Origin of the sequence: Lentzea flava, assembly GCF_014648475.1 — a bacterium.
GTDB classification, from domain to species: domain Bacteria; phylum Actinomycetota; class Actinomycetes; order Mycobacteriales; family Pseudonocardiaceae; genus Lentzea; species Lentzea flava.
The window spans coordinates 40,258-60,943 of record NZ_BMRE01000008.1 but is presented as its reverse complement, the minus strand read 5'-3'; the positions used below and the strand labels follow the sequence as shown (position 1 = coordinate 60,943).

Sequence of the window (20,686 nt, the reverse complement as noted above, 5' to 3'; positions counted from 1 at the left end):
GCGTGCTCCCGATCTCAGGCGGCCCGGACGAGGACCGAAGCGTTGATTCCGCCGAAGGCGAAGCTGTTGGACAGCGCGGTGCGGACGGACTGGTGCGCCGCGGTGCGCCCGGCGAGCCGGATGCCGTCGATCGGCCTGCCGAGGGTGGGGTTGGGGTGGACCGCGTTCGCGCCGAGCTGGACGACGGTGGCCACGAGCTCGACCAGGCCCGCGGCGGAAAGGCAGTGCCCCACCAGGGGTTTCGTCGAGTTGACCAGTGGTGTCGAAGCGCCGAACACCGTGCCGATCGACCGCGCCTCGGTCTCGTCGCCGAGCACGGAACCGGTGCCGTGCGCGTTGACGTAGTCGACCTCGGCGGGATCGGCTTGGCCGAGGGCCGCCCGCATCGCCCTGACCTGGCCGTCGCTGTCCGGCTCGGTGCCGCGCCGCGCGTCGAGGCAGTGGCCGTGGCCCGCGATCTCGGCCAGCGGCGTCCGCGCGATGCTCTCCCGTTCCAGGACGATCGCGGCCGCCGCCTGCCCGTAGACGAAGCCGGACCGTTCCTCGTCGAACGGCCGGCACGTCGCGTCACCGCTGATCATGGCGCCGGTGCGGCGGAACGCCTCGAACTCCGCCGCCGACAGCTCGGCCAGCGGCGCCACGACGAGCACCTGGTCGAGCCAGCCCGCGGTGATCATGCGCGCGGCCTGGATCACCGCCAGGGTGCCGCCGGCCGACCCGCCGCCGAGCGCCCAGCCCTCACCCCGGATCCCGGTCAGTTCGCTGACCACCCCGACCACGTCCACGTCGAGGTGGGTCAGCGCGTACGACGCGCGCAACGCGCCCGGCTTGTCGCGGTGCCGCAGCACGGTGTCCGCCTGGTGGCCGAGCGGCTGCCCGCCCGCGACGATCAGCCCTGCGCGTTCTCCCAGTCGCCGCGCGGTTTTCAGGGCGACGCAAGCGGCGGTTTGCGCTGGGAGTGCGGCCCGGTGGGCGACCTGCTTCAGCCGCCTGCCGGTGACCTCGTCGAGGTGCCGTCCAGCCCAGTCGCCGAGGTCGAAGCTCAGCCGTGCCCCGTCCGCGTCCGCGACCCCGCTGCGTCCTTCGAGCAGAGCCGACCGGAACGCGTCCAGGTCCTCGGCGACGGTGCAGAGCACGGCCGCCGAGGTGATGAAGACGCGTTCGGGGGTCATGAGTGCGCCTGGAGTGCGACGACCAGCGAGCGCAGGTCGTGCACGTCCTTCATCGCCGAGGCGGGCACGGTCACGCCGAGCTCGTCCTGCACGCCGATCACCACGTCCATCCGGTCGATGGAGTTGGCGCCCAGGTCCTTCATGCTGCGGTCGAGCTGGATGCGGCTCTCGTCGAGGTCGGGCAGCACGTCCACGAGGTGGCGGCGGACGACGGCGAAGATCTCCTGCTCGGTCATCGGGTCTCCTTCAGCAGGGCGAGCGCCTGGTCGACGGAAAGCTTGTTGTCCCGCACGGCGGCGAGCACCGCGTCCACATCGGACGGTTGGGTCACCGGTGCCGCGCCGAGCAGACCGGCGACATGCGCGGCGAGCGTCGTGACGGTCGGGTGGTCGTAGAGCGCGCCGGCCTTGACGTCGAGGCCGTAGGTGCGGTTGACGAACGCGATCAGCTCGACGCCGAGGATCGAGTCGACCCCGAGGTCGTTGAACGTCCGTGCCACGTCGACCTCGTCCACGGTGCTGTAGAGCACCTCGGCGAGCTGGGCGCGCAGGGTGGTCGTGATCTCACTCGTGCGGTCCGGGGCGGCCGCGGCGACGGGCGCCGGTGCCGGTGCCGGTGCGCCGCCCGTCAGGCTCGACACGTACCCGGCGAACGACGCCGGGGTCGGGTGGTCGTACAGCGACGTCGCCTTGACCGCCAGGCCGAAGCGGGCGTTCACGGCACCGACGAACTCGACACCCAGGATCGAGTCCACGCCCAGGTCCTGGAACGAGCGCTGCGGATCCAGCTCACCCGGCCCCAGGTACAGCACCGACGACAACATCTCGGTCAGCACGGCGTCGACAGGACCTGCCGTCACGGCGACCTGCGCGACCGGCGCGGCGTGCGGCACAGGCTCCCTGACCGGTGCCGGCTTCTCGAGCACGCGGAGCGTGATCTTGCTGCTCCTCGGCATGTACTCCCCCTTCGGACGGTTGATGTTCAGGTCGCGGGCGTACTGCAGCGCCGCGAGAGGTTCGAGGGACACGCTGGGGCAGACCAACATCCCCGACGCGGCCAGCAGCGCCTGCTCGAACGGCGGCCGTGCCACCGGCTCGGCGGGCTCGGCCTCCGTGACCGGCAGGCCGAAGTCGCGCAGGTCGGTGCGCTCCACCGGGTCCAGGTCGTCGTCCAGATGCCGGATCTGCAGGTCGTACCAGCAGCGCACCCGCTCGAACGGGTAGTGCGGCAGCGGAATCCGCCTGCCGTCCGGCGCCCCGCAGAGCGCGAGCCGGTCGACCGGAACGTCCAGCAGCGGCGCCTCACCGCTCGCCACCTTCTCCAGCCCCACCACGAGTTCCGCGAGATTCGCCGCCTGGACCGCGCACCTCCGAGGCAGGTCGACCCGACCGACGGCGAACGTGTACGCCACGTCGGCGAGGTCCGGCTTCGCGGCGATCACGTGGTCCCGCAACGACTTCGCGTACGCGGCCAGCGCGCTGTCGGTGCGCGCGGACAGGAACACCGTCACCGGACCACCTGCGTGGCTGCGCGCGGGCCGTTCGGGCGCCTCCTCCACGACGATGTGCGCGTTGGCACCACCGGCACCGAACGAGCTGATGCCCGCCCGCAGCGGCCCGCCGGACCGCGACTCCCACGGTGCAACCGACTGCTGCACCGCGAAAGGCGTGGCCGCGAAGTCGATCTCCGGGTTCGGCGGCGACGAGTGGATCGACGGCACGAGCGTGCGGTGCCGCAACTGCAGCAACACCTTGTGCAGCGCCACCACACCGGCCGCGGACTCCAGGTGGCCGAGGTTCGACTTCACCGAGCCGACCGGCACCTCACCGGAGGTCACGCCGTCGCGCGCGAACGCCGTCGTGAGCCCGCGCACCTCGATCGGGTCGCCGAGCGACGTCCCGGTGCCGTGCGCCTCCACGTAGTCGATGGCCGACGCGTCGAGCCCGCCGTCCCGCAACGCCTTGGTGATCAGGTCGGCCTGCGCCCGCGGGTTCGGCACGGTGTAGCCGTTCGTGCGGCCGCCGTGGTTCGCCGACGTGCCGCGGATGACGCCGTGGATGTGATCACCGTCGGCAAGCGCTTGCGCCAGCGGCTTGAGCAGCACCGAGCCGACACCCTCGCCGGGCACGTACCCGTCACCGCCCGCGCCGAAGCTGCGGCACCGCCCGTCGCCCGCGGCGAACTTGCCCTGCCCGAGCATGAAGTACTTGTTGGGGTGGATCAGCACGTTGACGCCACCGGCGATGGCCACCTTGCAGCTGCCCGCCCGCAACGACTCGCAAGCGAGGTGGATCGCGGTCAACGCCGACGAGCACGCGGTGTCGACGGCGACACTGGGTCCCTGGAAGTTGAAGAAGTACGAGACGCGGTTCGCGATCGACCAGTAGGCGCTGTTCGCGAGGATCGGGTTGCCGCGCAGGCGTTCCTCCGCCTCGTGCAGCTGGTACTCGCCGTACATCGCGCCGACGAACACGCCGACATCGCGCTTGTGGACGGGATCCTGCGAGGTGACGACGTCGTCCGGCCGGTAGCCCGCGTCTTCCAGCACGGTCCAGCAGCTCTCCAGGAACAGCCGGGCCTGCGGGTCGATGACGCTCGCCTCACGCGGCGAGATGTTGAACAGCGGCGCGTCGAAGTCCTGCACGCCGTCGAGGAACGAGCCCCACTTGGTGTACGTGCGGTCGACGCGCGTGCGGTCGGCGTCGTACATCGCCTCGGCGTCCCACCGGTCGCGCGGGACCTCGGTGACGCAGTCCTTGCCCGCCAGCAGCATCTGCCAGAACTCGTCCGGCTCCTCGCCCTCGGGATACCGGCCTGCCACGCCGATGATCGCGATCGCCCTGGGGTCGATCTCGTCGGCCGGTTCGACCTTCGAGACCACGACCTCCTGCACCACAGGGGTCTCCGTCACCGCGCCGGTCAGCTCGGCGCACCGCTGCGGGTGCTCGGCGAGGAAGTAATCGGCGAGCTCGGCGACGGTCTGGCACTCGAACAGCAACGTCTTGCTGAGCGGCCCGAAGTCGGCCTCCAGCAGCTCGACGATCCTGACCACCAGCAACGAGTCGATGCCCAGGTCCTCGAAGTAGCGGTCGGCCCGCACCTCGGCGGCCGGTGTCCTGGTCGCCTCGGCGACGACGGCGGCCAGCCTGGCTTCCAGACCCGAGCGCCCACCACCCACCGGCGGCGCCGATTCCTCCACCACGGGTCGCTCCCCACCTGCCGGTTCCTCGAACACGGGGAACGCCTCGGCCATCCGGTCCCGATCCCCGCACAGCACCACGGGATCGACCGGGCCATCCGACGCCAGCAACGCCTCCAGCGCCGCCATGCCGTCTACAGTGGACAGCGGCTGCATCCCGAACGTGCCCAGCACGTCCTCGACCTCGCCGCCCATGCCGCCGTCGGCCCAGTACGGCCACGCGATCGACAACGTGCGGCCGGACCGCTTGCGCTGCCGGGCGAACTCGTCGGCGGCGGCGTTGGCGAAGGCGTAGTCGGCCTGGCCGGGGCTGCCCAGCACCCCGGACACCGACGAGAACACGACGAAGTGGTCCAGCTGCCAGTGCGCGGTCGCCTCGTCCAGCACCAGGGCGCCGGTCAGCTTCGGGCCGACGACCTCCGCCACCGCGGCGGGGTCCTTGCGCAGCAGGAACGAATCCCGCAGCACGCCCGCGCAGTGGAAGACACCGCGCACCGGTTCGGCGGCGGCGACGAACTCCCGCACCGCCCGCGTGTCCGTGCAGTCGACCTGGTGGTACTCGACGGTGCCGCCGAGCCCGGCCAGCCGAGCCAGCGCGTCGCCCCGGTCCTCCGCGGCAGAACGCCCGGTCAGCACGACAGTCGCCTGGTAGTTGCTCAGCAGGTGGGCGGCGAGGGCCTCCGCCACAGCACCCATGCCGTTGATCCAGTACCGGCCGCCGCGCACGAACGCGCTGCCCTGCGGCGTGATCTGCAACGGCCGCAGCACCGTGGTGCGGCAGCCCGACGTGACGTCCGTGCCGAGGTGCCCGGTGTGCTCGACCGCGACGAGGTCGAACCGCGGGTTCTCCGCCCGCAGGCAACGCCCCATCGCGGCGATGCCAGGACCGGCCAGGCTTCCCTTCGCGTACGGCACGACGATGCGCGCACCCGTCCTGGAAAGCTGCTTCAACAAGGGCTTCAGCACCGCGACAGTGGCCGTGGCCTGCTGTTCGGGTGTCCCGTACGGCAGCGGCCACACGATCAACGGCGCGGCTTCGACGGCATCGGGCACCTCGCGCAGCACGGTGCCGAAGACCTCGCCCAGCTCGGCGGCCTGCGCGTCGGTGCCGTCCAGCAGCACCACGGAGTCGCCCTGCAACGGCTGAGGCACGAGCGAAGGCGCGAACAGGTGAACCGAGGCACTCGGCTGCGGCACAGCGGCACCGGCGATCGGGCGCAGCGCCAAGTCGGTCAGGCGCAGCACGACAGCGCCGTTCGAGTCGGTCGCCGTCAGCGTGAACTTCCGGATCCGCTTGCCACCACCGGCCAGCGCCACGGGCCGCACGTGGACCCGGATCCGCTCCGGCACCTCGCCGAACACCTCGACCCTGCCGACGGCGAACGGGATGAACGTCTCCCCGCCGAAATCGCTTCCGGACAGGCAGCCGATGACCGTCTGCAAGACGCCGTCCAGCACGTACGGCGAAACCCGGTGCCCAGAGCCGAGCGAGCCGGCGACGGTCGCCACCGCGCCTTCGAGACCGCGGGTGAGCTCCTCGATCACCTGGAACGACGGCCCGTACGCAACCCCGTTGTCCGCGAACAACTCGTACAGCGCCGCCGGTGACACGACCTCGGCGACCCGAGGAGCAACCTCCTCCGGCACCGGCCCCGCGGCAGCCACCGTGGCCTCGAAGTGCAACACGTCGGACGAGATCCGCACGCGATCACCGTCGACCACGACCGTGAGCCGCGTCCGGTCCGTCACCCGCACCGGCTGGTGGAACGTCACGTCGCTCAACGCGGCCGCGCCGGACTCCTTGAGCGCCAGGTCGATCTGCGCAGCTGCGGGGAGCACCGGATCACCCGCGACCACGTGGTCCGCGACGACCGGATCGGTCGGCATCAGCTCGACACCGGGCGACCAGTGCTTCCGAGCGAACGGATATCCCGGCAGGCGCACCCTGCGGCCGGACATCGCCGGAAGCTCACCGGCACCGTCGACCCACGCCCGCGCGGTGGCGTCGAGATCGTCGGAGGCGGGACTCACGGTCCTCGTCTCACCGCGCCGCACCGGTTCCACGTTGCCGCGCAGCACACCGTCACCGGTGCGCAGCGCGGTGACCAGGCCGGGAACGTCCGAGGCCACCACGGCAAGCCGGGAACGCTCGTGCACCCGCCCTGCAGACAAGGTCGTCGCAACGTCCTGGAGCGAGACATCAGCGCCCTCAAGCGCATCCGCCACCCGTGCGGCCAACTCGTCCACCGCGGCCGGCGTGCGCGCCGACAGCACCACGAGCCGAGGACCGGTGCTGGTGGAAGCCGGAGCGGTGGGCGCCTGCTCCAGCACGACGTGCGCGTTGGTGCCACCGATGCCGAACGAGCTCACCGCCGCCCGCCGCGGTCCCTCCGCGACCGGCCACGACTCGCTGCCGACGCCCACGCTCAGGCCACCGGCCGACAACCGCGAGTTCGGCGTCTGAAATCCCTGCTGCGCGGGCACAGTGCCGTGTTCGAGCAGCAGCACCGCCTTGATCAGGCCGGCGACACCGGCGGCCGTGTTGGTGTGCCCGACGACGTTCTTCACCGAACCCACGTGGCCGCGCGGATAAACCCGGGACAGCGCGGCGAACTCGATCGGGTCACCGAGGTGCGTGCCGGTGCCGTGCGCCTCCACGTACCCGACCGTGGCCGGGTCGATTCCGCCCAGCAGCAACGCTTCCCGGATCACGGCCTCCTGGCCTTCCGGCGACGGCGCGTGGAAGTCCATCTTGCGGCCGCCGTCGTTGTTGATCGCGCTGCCGCGGATCACCGCGCGGATCGGATCGCCGTCCGCCAGCGCGTCGGCGAGCCTGCGCAGCACGACCACGCCGACACCGTTGCCGAACACCGTGCCGTCGGCCGCGTCGTCGAACGGACGGCACGATCCAGAAGGCGAGAGGATCATGTCGCGTGACGCCACGTACCCGGCCTGCGGGAAGTGCAGCGACGCGCCACCGACCACCGCCGCGTCGCACTCCTCGTTGAGCAGCGACTCGGTCGCGAGGTGCACGCCGACGAGCGAGCTGGAGCACGCGGTCTGCACCGTCATGCTCGGGCCGGTCAGGCCGAGCTGGTAGGAGATCCGCGTGGCCGCGAAGTCCTTGTCCGTGGAGGAAAAGCGGATCATGCCCGCCGCGTCGAGATCGGTGATCTCCAACGGCGGCGTGGTCGGCTGGCCGACCGACATCCACACACCGGTGCGCAACGACGTGCCGCGCGGTGCGATGCCCGCGTCCTCCAGGGCGTGCCAGGAGGTCTCCAGCAGCAGCCGTTGCTGCGGCTCCAACCATTCCGCGTGCTGCGGGCTGTAGCCGAACAGCTCGGCGTCGAACGCGTCGGCTTCGTCGAGCACGCTGCCCGCAGGCACGAAACCGGGGCGTCGCAACGTCTCCGGCCGGTGTCCCAGTGCGATCAGCTCGTCGTCGGAGTAGCGGCGGATGCCGGTACCGCCGCCCGCCAGCAGCTCCCACAGCGCGTCGGCGGAGCCCGCCGGGCCGAACCGGCAGGCGAGGCCGACGACGGCCACGGCGTTCAGGTCATGGTCGGTGGTCATCCTGCGTCTCCGAGTCGAAGGGCGCGGCGCAGTTCGCGACGCGAGCGGGGAGCCGACGGGGTCGTGGGCACGGGTGCCGTTCCCTGCGTGCGCAGGCTGATCAGCTCGGCCTGGTCGGTGATCGTCGGACGGGCGAAGAGGTCGGCGACCTCCAGCTCCGCGGCCGGGAAGAGCGGGGCGAGCCGGGCGAACAACCTGCCCAGCAGCAACGAGTTGCCGCCCAGGTCGAAGAACTTCCTGTCCCGCGGCGGATCCTCGACACCGAGGACCGCCGCCCACGCCCCGGCCACGGTCGCCGCGACGTCGACGCTGCCGCCGATGCCGTCGGCGCGCGGCGTTTCCCGCGTGCCGCTCACCAGGGCGGCGACCGCCTTGCGGTCCACCTTGCCGTTCGGGGTCAACGGGAAGGCGTCGACCACGATCAGGCGGTCCGGCAGCATCCACGCCGGCAGCCGCTGCTGTGCCAGCTGCCGCAACGCGTCGAGGTCCGGCATCGCACCCGGCCTGGGCACGACCACGGCGACGAGCCGGGCCTCCGCGCCCTCGCCGGCCAGCACGACGATCGTGCGCGTCACCGCGGGGTGCGTATCGAGCACCGTCTCGATCTCACCGAGCTCGACCCGGTGACCGCGCACCTTGACCTGGTTGTCGGCCCTGCCGACGAATGTCAGCCTGCCGTCCTCCCACCGCACCAGGTCGCCGGTGCGGAAGTACCGGCCACCGGTCTCCGGCGCGGTCGGGTGCGGGCAGAACCGTTGCGCGGTCAGGTCCGGCTGCCGCCAGTAGCCCACGGCCACCGCGGGTCCGCCGATCCACAGCTCGCCGTCCGGCGTCGTCACGAGGTCCGTGGCGCCGATCGGGTCGCCGAGGTGCACCGGACCGCCCGGCTCGATCGCGGCGATCGTCGACCAGATGGTCGCCTCGGTCGGCCCGTAGACGTTCCACAGCTGCTTGGTGCGGGACGTCAGCGCCGCCGCCAGGTTCTCCGGCAGCGCCTCGCCGCCGCACAACGCGACCAGGTCGGGCTTGCCGGACCAGCCGCCGTCGAGCAGCAGCTGCCACCCGGCCGGCGTCGCCTGCAGGACGCTGATCTGCTTCTCCGCCAGCGTGGTGGCGAACTTCCGCGCGTCGATCACGGTCTCCCGACCGGCGATCACCACCGTGCCACCGCTGATCAACGGCAGGAAGATCTCCAGCACCGAGATGTCGAAGCACACGGTCGTCACGGCGAGCAGCCGGTCGCGCCCGGTCCAGCCGATCGTCGCGCCGATCGCGTCGAGGGTGTGCACGACGTTGCCGTGGGTCACCCCGACGCCCTTCGGCCGTCCGGTGCTGCCGGACGTGAACATCAGGTAGGCCAGGTCGTTCGGCGCGGGCAGCACCGCCACCTGCTTCGCGGCCGCGTGCTCCAGCTCCTCCACCGAGACCAGGTAGAGGTTGTCGGGCAACAGGTCCGTGTAGGAGTCCGCCACCACGGCGACCCGGCACCCTGCCGCCGCCAGCACCATCTCCAGCCGCTCCGGCGGGTAGGCCGCGTCGAGCGGCACGTACGGCGTTCCGGCCGCGAGCACGCCCAGCAGCACCGCGGGCAGCCGCGCGTCGCGGTCCAGCAGCACGGCCACCGGCTCTCCCGGTTCCGCGACGGCCGCCACCTCCGTGGCAACCTTGCGGGACAACGCGTCCAGCTCGGCGTAGGTGAGCTTCCTCGTGGTGTCCTCCACCGCGATCGCGTCCGGCGTCGCGGCGACGACCTCGCGGAACCGGCCGACGAGCGTGCCCACGTCGGGCCGCATCAGGTCGCCGACCTTCTCGGCACCGCGGTTCAGCTCGACCACCATGCGGCGCAGGTCGTCGACGACCCTGTCGACCTCGATGCCGGACAGCGCCGCGGTGCGGTGGTTCGCGAGGATCTCGACGCCGTCGCCGGTGTCGGTGACCTCCAGGCCGAGGTCGAAGTGGCCCTGCTGGCCGCGCTGGTGCACGAGCGTGCCGAGCAGTCCCGCCGGCCGCTCGCCGCGCTGCCAGTTCTGGAACGCGAGCGTCACCCTCGGCGCCTGGGCGCAGTGCCCGACGATCTTCGGGTACGGCAGCTCGGCGTTGGTCAATGCCTCCCGCACCTCGTTCTGCAGCACCGCGAGCCACTCCCGCACGGGCTGGTCGTGGTCGATCCGCACCCGCAGCGGCACGGAGTTGACGAAGCATCCAATGGTGGCGTCGAACTCGGCCCTGGATCGTCCGTAGGTCGGCACCGCGACGAGGAACTCGTCGTGTCCGGTCGTCCTGGCCACCGCCAGCGAGAACGCGGCGAGCAGCACGACGAACGGCGTGGTGTCCTCAATGGACAGAGCGAGCGGGAGCCGGTACTCGCGGTGCGACCCGTTCATGTCGGCCGGATCGCCACCGAACAGCGGTGCGGACGGGGAGTCCACCAGCCTGTCGCGCCAGAAGAACTCGCTCTCGGCCAGCCTTTCGGCGGGCACGGCGTGCTCCTCCTGCAACGCCACCGCGAACGGCACCGGCTCCGGCAACGTCCTGCCCTCGTACAACGCCTCCAGTTCGTCCCTGATCAGCTCGGCCGACTTCCCGTCGACCACGAGGTGGTGCGTGATGACCTGCAGCACCGGCGGTTCGCCGTCCGGCAGCCACAGCACGACCCGCAGCGGAGGCTCGTCGCTCAGCCGGAACCGGCGCTCGGCCTCGGCCCGCAGCAGCGGCCCGACCGGCTCGCCGACGTGCCGCGCCTGGAGCGTCGGCGCCTTGGCCGCGGGCGTGAAGTCCAGCTCGCCACCGTTCGGCGTGACCACGCTGGCGAGCACGGTGTGCCTGCGCACCAGCGCGTCCACCGCACGGCCGAGCGCCGCCCTGTCCACCTCGGACGTGAGCTGCCAGGCCATCGAGATCGAGTACGGCGCCGCGGGTGCCGCGGTCTGGTCGGCGAACCAGATGCCCATCAGCCGTTCCGTCAACCCGGACGCGGGGCTCTGGTAGGGCTCCGGCTCCGCCGGGGTGGTGATGCCGCCGAGCTGGTCGGCGTGCTCGGCCCGCAGCCGGTCCGCGAGCACGCCCAGCGTCGGGCTGTCCATGAGCGTCGTCATCGGCAACCGCCCGATGTCCGACTCCAGCGCCCGGTTGAGGCGCATCAGCACGACCGAGTCGACCCCGTACGCCGCGAGCTCGCGGTCCGGGTCCAGCAGGTCGATGGTGACCCCGATGGCACGGCTGAGCTTCTCCCGCAGCCACTCCACCAGCCCGTGGTCGCGGTCGGCGCTGGGCGCGCTGAGGGGTTCGACCTTGAGCGCCGCCTCCCAGACGTCCCTCTTGCCGTGCACCAGCGCTAGATGCGTGCACCGGTTGTCGGCTCCCAGCAGACGCCACATCTCGTCCGCGGCCTGGGACATGGGCATCGGCGTGAGACCGAGCGTCTCCTCCAGGTACCGCAACGACTCCGGGCTGGGGCTCATGCCCTTGCCGGACAGGATCGGCCAGCCGATCGACAGCGTCCGTCCCGACCGCAGTCCGCGCGACACCCAGCCCGCCCGCACCGCGGCGAACCCGTCGAGGAAGCCGTTGGCGAAGGCGTAGTCCGACTGGCCCTGGTTGCCGGCCAGTGCGGCCAGCGACGACGCGAACACGAAGAAGTCCAGCTGGTGACCGGCGAACGCCGTGTCCACATTGGTCACACCGAGGATCTTCGCGTCGCACACCTCGCGCACGCTCTCGTCGGTCTTGGTGCGCAGGAACCCGTCCCTGAGCACACCGGCGAGGTGGACGATGCCGCGCACGTCCGGCAGGTCCCGTGCCAGCTGCTGAACCTGGTCGAGGTCGGTCACGTCGCACTGGCGGTACAGCGGCCGCAGCTCGCCCAGCGCCACCGTGCCCGGCGCCGACCGCCCGACCAGCACGACCCGCGCACCGGCGTCGATCATGTTCTTGGCGATCTCCCTGCCGAAGCCGCCGAGGCCACCGACGAGCAGGTAGCAGCCGTCCTTCCGCAGCTGCAGCTTGCCGCGCGGTTCCGGCTGCGCCACCAGGGTCGCGACCTCGCGCCGCCGGTGCCCGAGCCGCACCCATGACGCGGGCGTGAAGTCCTCGTCACCGACGACCGCACCGGCGATGTGGCTGGGTTCGACGAGCCAGCCGCGGTCGACGGTCACCATCCGGATCGCGAACCGCGCGGTCTCGCCGGCCACCGTGCGCACCAGGCCGTGCAACGCGTGCAGCATCGGCGACGGCTCGGTGTCGGCGGCGGTCAGCACGTGCACCCGCGCGCCGTCGACCTCGCGGTCGCGGACGAGGTCGCGCAGCAGGCCGAACACCTTCTCGATCGGCAGGTCCCGGTACGGCGTCGAGTCCTCCGGCGTGGCACCGAACCCGTCACCCAGCCAGGTCAGGTCGACCAGGATCTCCTTCGCGCCGGCCGTCGTGCCGCGCGGCGTGTGCTGGGCGACGGGACCGTCACCGAGCACCGCGACCGGCCCGCTCGGGGTGGTGCGGGAGGGAACGGGAACCCAGTCGAGCCGGTAGGCCGTGAGAGGCCCGTTCGAGGCCGGCTTCACGTCGGCCTTCACTCCACTGTGGACCGTGAATCCGATGACCTCCGCCTGCACCGCGCCGTCGGTGCCGACGATCGTGATGTCGAACGACGACTCGTCCTCCTGCCGCACGTGCAGGAAACCCTCACCCGACACCGGCTGGTGCACGACCAGCCGGTCGATGGCGATCGGGCGGTACCGCAGCGTCACGTCGTCGGCCAGCAACCGGTACGCGGCGGCCTGGCAGGCGGCGTCGAGCACGGCGGGGTGCAGCACCTGCCTGCCGTCCGGGTCCTCCCCGTCCGGCAACGCGAACCGCGCGACCAGCTCGGTCCCGTCCATCCACGCCTGGCTGACGGTCCGGAACAACCTGCCGTACCCGAACCCGGCCGCCGCGAACGTCGCGTAGAACGACTCCGCCGACGTACCGCTCACCAGCCTGCGTTCGAGATCACTGACGTCGTACGGCTGCGGCACAACGGTGTTGCGCTCGACGATCGACCCTTCGGCGATCACGCGACCGTCCGTGGCGACCTCGAAGGCCTTCTCCTCCACCGTGACCCGCAGGGTGAGCGGGCTGCCGGACGCGGGCGCGGGCCAGGTCAGCGCGTCGAGCGCCACCTCGTACGGCGACCGCCCGGCGGCGAGCAACGTCTCGTAGACCAGCTCGGGGTGCACCGCGCCGGGCAGCAGCTGTTCCCCGTCGACGACGTGGTCGGCCAGCAGCCGCGACTTCGACGTGAGCGTCAGCGACGCCGTGCGCGTCTGAGGCGCCGCGACCGCTCCGACCAGCGGAAGTCCGCTGACGGCAGGGGTGAACCGTTCGGAGCGCGCGAAGGGCGTGGTGGGCAACGGAATCCGGCGCGCGGTCCGCGGCTCCACGTCCTCCTGGCCGATGCACGGGTGACTTTCGCCATGTGCCAACGCGTTCAGCGCTCCCGCGAGCTCGGACCGGTCGCGGCAGGTGATCGTTGCGCGGTGCGGCCACTGCTCACGCCCGACGTGCAACGTGTGCGCCATGTCGGCCGGCGCGACCTGCAATGCGACGCCCGCGAGCCTGCGCGCGGTCTCCGCGAGCCGCTCGGCGTCCGGCGCCGTGATCGTCACCTTGACGATCTCGTCGCTTTCGGCCGGCACGACCTGCGGGTACTCCTCCAGCACCACGTGGGCGTTGGCCCCGCCCGCGCCGAACGAGCTCACCGCGGCACGACGCAGACCGGTCCCGGCCCACTGTTCGAGGGTGTGCTGCACCCGCAACGGCGTGCCGTCCAGCTCGAGCTTCGGGTTGGCGGGCTCGGCGTGCAGGGTGGGCACCAGTTCCCGGTGCCGCAGCTGGAGAACAGCCTTGGTCAGCCCCGCGATCCCGGCCGCGGCCTCCCCGTGCCCGATGTTGGACTTCACCGAGCCGACCCGCACCTCGCGCGCCTCACCGAGCGCGATCGCCAGTGCCCGCATCTCGATCGGGTCGCCGAGCGCTGTGCCCGTGCCGTGCGCCTCGACGTAGCCGATCTCGTGCGGCCGCACACCGGCGTTCTTCAGCGTCGCGCCGATGAGTTCCGCCTGCGCCAACGGGTTCGGCACCGTGTAGCCCGCCGTGCCGCCACCGTGGTTGACACCCGTGCCGCGGATGACCGCGAGAACCGTGTCACCGTCGGCCTCCGCGTCGTCCAGCCGCTTGAGCACGACCGCCCCGACACCCTCGCCGGGCACGAACCCGTCCGCACCCGCGCCGAACGCACGCGTCCGTTCGCCGCGCGACGGCATGCCCAGCGCACACAGCCCGGCGAACCGGTCCGGGTGCAGGTACAGGTTGACGCCACCGGCCAGCGCCATCTCGGCGTCGCCGTCCCGCAACGCCTGACACGCCAGGTGCAACGCGGTCAGCGACGACGAGCACATCGTGTCGACGGTCATGCTCGGCCCGCTGAGGTCGAACGCGTGCGACACCCGGTTGGCCACCGACGCCAGCGCCGTGACGGCGTACTCGGCGTTGTCGGCGCCGCTCAGCCGGGCATCGCGCCCGGCGATCACGTGACTGTTGGCCGTGACACCGGCGAACACACCCACCCGCCGCGCCGCGAGACCGCGCCGCGAGTAGCCGGCCGTCTCGAACGCCTCCCACGCGACCTCCAGGAACAACCGCTCCTGCGGGTCCATCACCGCGGCGTCGCGGGGCGGGATCTTGAACAGCGCCGCGTCGAACCCGTCCCAGTCGTCGAGGAAGCAGCCCCAGCGGGCGTAACCACCGGTGACGGTGCGCGCGACCCGCCAGTCCCACCGGTCGGCTGGCACCTCCCGCACCGGGGAGACGCCGTCGCGCAACAGCGTCCAGAACTCGTCGAGGGTGGCGGCGCCGGGATAGCGGCCCGCCACGCCGACGATCGCGATCGGGACGTCGTGACGCTGGTTCGAGGCCTCGACCGAGACCAGCGAGGCTTCGCTGACAACCGGCGAGGCGTCGCTGGCAACCGGCTCTTCAGCCACCACAGGTGCCTCGGCCACCACGACCCGATCAGCGAGGTGGCCGGCGAGCAGGTCGAGCGTCCGGTGTTCGAACAACGCCACCGACGACACCTCGGCGAACGTCGACGACACCTCCGCCACCAGCTCGTTGTTCAGCAACGAGTCGATGCCCAGCTCCTGCCACGTCGCATCACCCGGCACGTCCGCGCGCGGATCCCCGATGAGCTTCCGCACGATCGCGCGCAGCCCTTCGGCGATGTCCCGCGAGTCCGCCTTCCGCACCGCGACAACGGCTTCACCAGGCGCCACGCAGGTCAGCACCGCGACAGCCCCGGGATCCCCGGCGTGCACAGCCGACTCCAGCCGCCAGTCGAGGTCCGAGAGCAACCGGTCCCACCGGGCGACGTCCAGCAGCGGCCCGTGCGGCATCCGGCTCTCCGGATCCACATAGCGCCACCACCCGTCGGTGACACCGAAGATCACCGTGTACACCGTGGCCGGCACGACCATCTCGCCGAGCACCATCCGCCCACCGGGCACGAGCACCTTCGCCACGTTCGCGACGGTCGTGGCGACATCCCGGGTCGCGTGCACGACGTTGCTGCCCAGCACGATGTCGAACGACTCGGCCCCGAAGCCCTGGGCCGCAGGGTCCTGCTCGACGTTGAACAGCGCGGTCGTGACGGCGTCACCGAACCGCCGCGTCCCGTGGTGCAGGAACGCCCGCGACAGGTCCGTGTAGGTGTAGTCGACCTCCACCGACAACGCGTCCAGCACGAACTGCGTCGTCCCGCCCACGCCGGCACCGATCTCCAGCACCCGAGGACGTCGCCCCGCGGCGGAGATCCGCGCCGCCTCGGCCGCCACCGCCGCCGCGACCGAGGCGTTCACCGGGTCGAACAGCTGGTTGCCGCTGTAGATCGCCGACACCCCGGACAGGTCGCCACCGGGGAACAACACGTCAGCCGCACCACAGGAACCACGCAGGATCGGGCCGTACGAGGCCAGCACCCGGTCCAGCAGCACGACGTGCCCTTCGAGGTCGGGGTGATCCGCGAGCAACGCGTCCCGCTCGGCCACCGACCCACCGGCGTCGGAAGCCAGCACGTCCAGCACCGCCGCCAGCAACCGGCGATGCGCGGGCACCACCCCGAGCAACTGGGCGGCGGACGCGAAGTCCATCGAGAAATCGGTCAGGCCGAGCTCACGCATGCACGACGCGAGCGCCGCACGTGCGTAGGAGTCGAGCCGCGCAGCAGCACTGGCCTCAACAGGAGCGTGCGGCCGCAACGCGTCCGGCGACCCCGCGAGCACAACGGCATGCCCGTGCCCACCGGACACCGCGGCCTCCAAGGCCGCGATCCCGTCGGCAGGACGGAAGTCGCTCAGACCGGGGTAGCTGCGCAGCACGTGCGCGGAGTACTTCCGCGCCAGCCCGGTGTCCCGCCACAACCCCCAGTCCAGCACGTGCACCGATCCGCCGACGGCAGCCGCGTAGTGACCCAGGAAGCTGTTGGCGGCGGCGTAGTTCAGGCCGCCTTCACTGCCGAAGAGCCCCGCCACCGACGACGACAGCACGAGGAGCTTGTCGCCCAGTTGCCTGCGCAGCTCGACGACAGCGGAAACCTTGGTGGCCAGCACGGCGTCCACATCGGACGGTGTCAGGTCGGCGAGCAGAGAGGCGCTGACCGAGCCGACCGTGTGCACGACACCGTCCGGCTCGCCCAGCGTCGTGCGGCAGTGCGCGAGGACGTCGGCGATCTCGTCCGGGCGCGTCAGGTCGGCCTGCCGGTACGCCGCACCCGGTACCAGGTCAGGGGCAGTGGCCGAGCGGCCCACCACCAGCACGCGGGCGCCGTACACGTCGATGAGGTGCCGCGTGATCTCGGTGCCGATCCCGCCGGCGCCACCGAACAGCACGTAGACGCCGCCCGTCCGGAACGAGCGAGCGGACCGCACCGGCTCGTCCACGAACACCTGGCGGAAACGCCGCCCGCGCAACGCGATCAGCGGTGCACCGGGACCACACGGCTCGGTGTCGACACCGGAGTAGTCAGAGCCAGAGACGTCGACCGCGCACACGGTCACGTCCGGCAGCTCCATCGGCAGGCTGCGCACCGCGCCGACCAACGCACCCTGCAGCGCCGCACCCGGCGTCGGGTCGTAAAGCCCTGACGTGACAAGGCGAACGGTCGCCCGCGAGCCGCGCAGCGCCTTCCCGACCGTCACCACGGCGTTCAGCCAGGCCCGCAACCGCGGCACATCGTCCTCGGTCCACCGAGAACCACCGACGCGCAGCTGCACGTCGTTGGCCGAGGCGACCATCGCGGCCAGGCGCGGGTCGTCGACGTGCACGTCACCGGACGTGAAGTCGTCGTGCACCACGAGCTTCGGGCCGGCAGCGGGAACAGGCCGCACGGACTCGGCCACCCACCGCGGCACCAGCATCCGCACGCCGGAAGCGGCCATCAACCGGAACCCGCGCACCCGCAACACTCCCGGCACGTCGATGTCCACGACACCATCGCCCACCCGGCGCACCAGCAACCGCGCCTGCGACGGCACGTCACCGGTCCAGGTCAGCTCGTCCACTCCGGCGGCGATCAACGTCGACGACGTGTCCAGCACCGCGTGCGATGCCTGCAACACCGCGTCCAGCCAGGCGATCCGGCGGGTGCGCAGGTCGCCGTCCGGGACGCCCACCACACCGGTGGCCTCGGCGCCCGCCCGCCGCAGGTCGCGAACCACGCGGTAGACAGCACCGACCTCGATCCCCCGAGAAGCCAGAAGTCCGTAGAGGTCAACGGGTTCACCGCCGGACCCGAACTCCACCACCTCGACGGGCGTGAACGAGGCGCGTTCCGCTCGTGCACACGGCTCGCCACCCGCGAGTACGACACCGTCCTGCACGGTCAGCGAGTCCCAGTCGGACACCGGCCGCTGGAACCGGATCCGCCGCAACGTCACCGGCCCGTCACCGAGAAGCGGCAACACCAGCGCGGCACCGGGAACCGTTGCCTCACCGGCCACGACGTGATCAGCCAGCGGGTCGACCCGCGTCAGCCAGTGCGACCGGCGCGAGAACTGCTGCGGCACAAGCGGTGCACCGGGAACCGTCGCCTCGCCACTTACGACGTGATCAGCCAGCGGATCGACCTTCGTCAACCAGTGCGACCGCCGCGAGAACTGCTGCGGCGCAAGCGGTGCACGGCCGACGTGTCCGCGCGGCGCCTCCTCGACGATCACGTGCCCGTTGGAGCCACCGAACCCGAACGCGCTGACCGCCGCGACCCGCGGCGCACCGTCACCGGGCCACGCGACCGGGCGGGACGCGACGGCAATCGGCGTCCCGTCGGTCGAGATGTCGTCGTTGAGCCGCGAGAAGCCGACGCTCTGCGGAATGACCCCGTGCTGCAGCGACAGGATCACCTTGATCAGCCCGACGATGCCGGCCGCACCCTCGAGGTGCCCGATGTTCGACTTGACCGACCCGACCCACAGCTTCCCGTCCGGCCCGGAAGCCGCCGTGCCGTCCAGCGCACCCGCGATGCCGTCGATCTCGATCGGATCACCCAGCGCGGTACCCGTTCCGTGCGCCTCGATGTACCCCAGCGCACCGGCGGAAAGCCCGGCCTGGGCCAACGCCTGCCGGATCAGCCGGGTCTGCGCCGCCGGGTTCGGCGAGGTCAGGCTCGCCGCGCGCCCGCCGTGGTTCACCGCGGCACCGCGCAGCACGGCCAGCACCCGGTCACCGTCGGCACGGGCCCGGCTCAACGGCTTGAGCACCACCCAGCCCGCACCCTCACCGCGCACGAAGCCGTCCGCCGCGTCGTCGAACACCCGGCTCTGCCCGCTCGGCGAGAGCATGCCGGCCTGCCCGAACGCCGTGGTGTTGAAGCTGCTGCTCAACAGGTTCGCGGCACCGACCAGCGCCATGCCGCAGTCACCGGAGCGCAGGGAGGCCATCGCGGTCGCGACCGCCGTCAGCGCGGCGGAGCAGGCGGTGTCCACCATCAGGCTGGGCCCGGTGAAGTCGTAGTGGTGTGAGACGCGGTTGGCGAGGAACGCCGGGAACGTGCCGGTGGTCGCGTACCCGTCGGCCGCGCCGGAGCCGAGCACCCGCTCGCGGTAGTCGTAGCTGCACGACCCGACGAACACGCCGACGTCCTTGCCCTCCAGCGACTTCGGCTCGATCCCCGCGTGCTGCAACGCGTGCAGGCTGAGCTCCAGCAACATCCGCTGCTGCGGGTCCATCGACGCCGCCTGCCGGGGCGTGATGCCGAAGAACTCCGCGTCGAACAGGTCGACGCGGTCGAGCAGCGCGGCCTTGAACCCGGTGCCCAGGTCGGCGGTGCGGGACGGCGGCACGTCGCCGATGCGGCACTCGCCGCGCTCCAGCAACGACCAGAACTCGTCGACGTCGGCGGCGCCCGGCACGGTGCAGGACATGCCGATGACGGCGATGTCACCGACCGGCTCGACGACAGGCGCGGGTGCGGCCACCGAAGCGACCTCACCCAGGCTCTCCGCCAGGTCGCGCAGCCGCGGGTACCGCCACACCGCCGTGACGGGCACCTTCGTCCCGAACGCCGCGCCGATCTCGCGGACCAGCCGCATCGCGCCCGCGGAGTCCATGCCCTGCTCGCCCAGCGGCCGATCCGGGTCGATCGCGTGCCCGAACACCGACGCGGCGATGGAAGCGACGCGCTCGATCACCGAACCGGACGACGGGACCACGACCTCCTCGGCCTGCGCGGGCGCGAAGCTGTCGCGGACCGCCGCGAGGAACCGGGCGGCCTCGTGCCCGTTGAACACCGAGTGGTCGAACGCCAGCACCATCTGCCGCACACCACCGGCCCGAGCGCCGAGGAACAACGTGGCCACGGCGGGCGGCACCACGACGGGAACCGCGAACGTCGCCGAGTCGTCCCCGAGGTGCGAGAGGATCAACGACACCGAGCCGTCCGCCTGCGAACGCCCCGCCCGCGCCTCCTCGACCGCGACCCCGAGCCTCTCGGTGAACTCCACCGGCGACAGCTCCGCGGCCCCTGCAACGACCGCCACCGTCAGCTCGTCGTCCTCAGTGGACACTGCGACACCGAGGTTGACCTGCTCGTGCACCACGATCCGGTCGTCGTCGACGCGCCGCGACCGCACGGCCGGGTGCGCGGCGGCCACCTGGGCAACTCGGTGCGCGAAGGCCTGGAACGGCGTGCCGAACCCGGAACCCACCGCCGCGTCGACCACGGCCGCGTCCAGCGGAATCGCCACGGCAGCAGGCACGACCTCGGTGTTCGACCGGCGCAGAGCGGCGTTGAGGGACCGCTGCCGCGCCGACTGCACCACCGCCGGCTCCTCCACGACGGCGGTCCGACCGTCCACAAAGGCCTGAACGTCCTCCGGCATCAGCACCGCCCCGGCGGCGGGGACCGACGACAGCTCCTCGTCCGCGACACCGAGCCGGCGCGCGAACAAGCGCGTCTTCGGTGGCACCCGCACCTTCTGCCCGGCAGGCTCGATCACCGCGACCTCGGCACCGATCGGCACCACGTCTCCCTCGCGAACCAGCCACTCCGCCAGCACGCCGTCGACGGGAGACTCGATCTCCACCGCCGCCTTGTCGTGCTCCATCTCGTAGACCACCTCGTCCCTGCCGACGCGGTCACCCGGCTTCTTCAGCAGGTGCACGATGCGGACCTCGACGATTCCCTCGCCGAGCTGCGGCACGACCAGCCTGGTCATCG

General features: G+C 71.8%; 4 protein-coding genes. All 4 read right to left on the bottom strand.

The window, feature by feature from the left end; all coding sequences use genetic code 11:
• Positions 1-14: 14 nt before the first annotated feature.
• Genes IEZ09_RS12740 through IEZ09_RS12725 form a run of 4 tightly spaced genes read right to left on the bottom strand, consistent with a single transcriptional unit; the run spans position 15 to position 20,684 of the window.
• Positions 15-1,172, bottom strand: a complete 1,158-nt coding sequence (locus IEZ09_RS12740; RefSeq protein ID WP_189253860.1) for a beta-ketoacyl synthase N-terminal-like domain-containing protein — start codon at positions 1,170-1,172, stop codon at positions 15-17.
• A complete protein-coding gene (locus IEZ09_RS12735; protein WP_189253859.1) occupies positions 1,169-1,408 on the bottom strand; it encodes a phosphopantetheine-binding protein in 240 nt (79 codons plus the stop codon). The genes IEZ09_RS12740 and IEZ09_RS12735 overlap by 4 nt, the downstream gene beginning before the upstream one ends.
• Entirely contained in the window at positions 1,405-7,947 is a 6,543-nt protein-coding gene (locus IEZ09_RS12730) for a beta-ketoacyl synthase N-terminal-like domain-containing protein (RefSeq protein WP_189253858.1), read from the bottom strand. Before IEZ09_RS12730 ends, IEZ09_RS12735 begins: the two co-directional genes overlap by 4 nt.
• Positions 7,944-20,684, bottom strand: coding sequence for a non-ribosomal peptide synthetase (locus IEZ09_RS12725; RefSeq protein ID WP_189253857.1), 12,741 nt, complete (start codon positions 20,682-20,684; stop codon positions 7,944-7,946). Before IEZ09_RS12725 ends, IEZ09_RS12730 begins: the two co-directional genes overlap by 4 nt.
• Positions 20,685-20,686 lie beyond the last annotated feature (2 nt).

Excerpts from the sequence above, each read along its gene's own strand:
- IEZ09_RS12735 (WP_189253859.1), bottom strand. The coding sequence starts at position 1,408 with ATGACCGAGCAGGAGATCTTCGCCGTCGTCCGCCGCCACCTCGTGGAC.
- IEZ09_RS12725 (WP_189253857.1), bottom strand. The coding sequence starts at position 20,684 with ATGACCAGGCTGGTCGTGCCGCAGCTCGGCGAGGGAATCGTCGAGGTC.
- IEZ09_RS12740 (WP_189253860.1), bottom strand. The coding sequence starts at position 1,172 with ATGACCCCCGAACGCGTCTTCATCACCTCGGCGGCCGTGCTCTGCACC.
- IEZ09_RS12730 (WP_189253858.1), bottom strand. The coding sequence starts at position 7,947 with ATGACCACCGACCATGACCTGAACGCCGTGGCCGTCGTCGGCCTCGCC.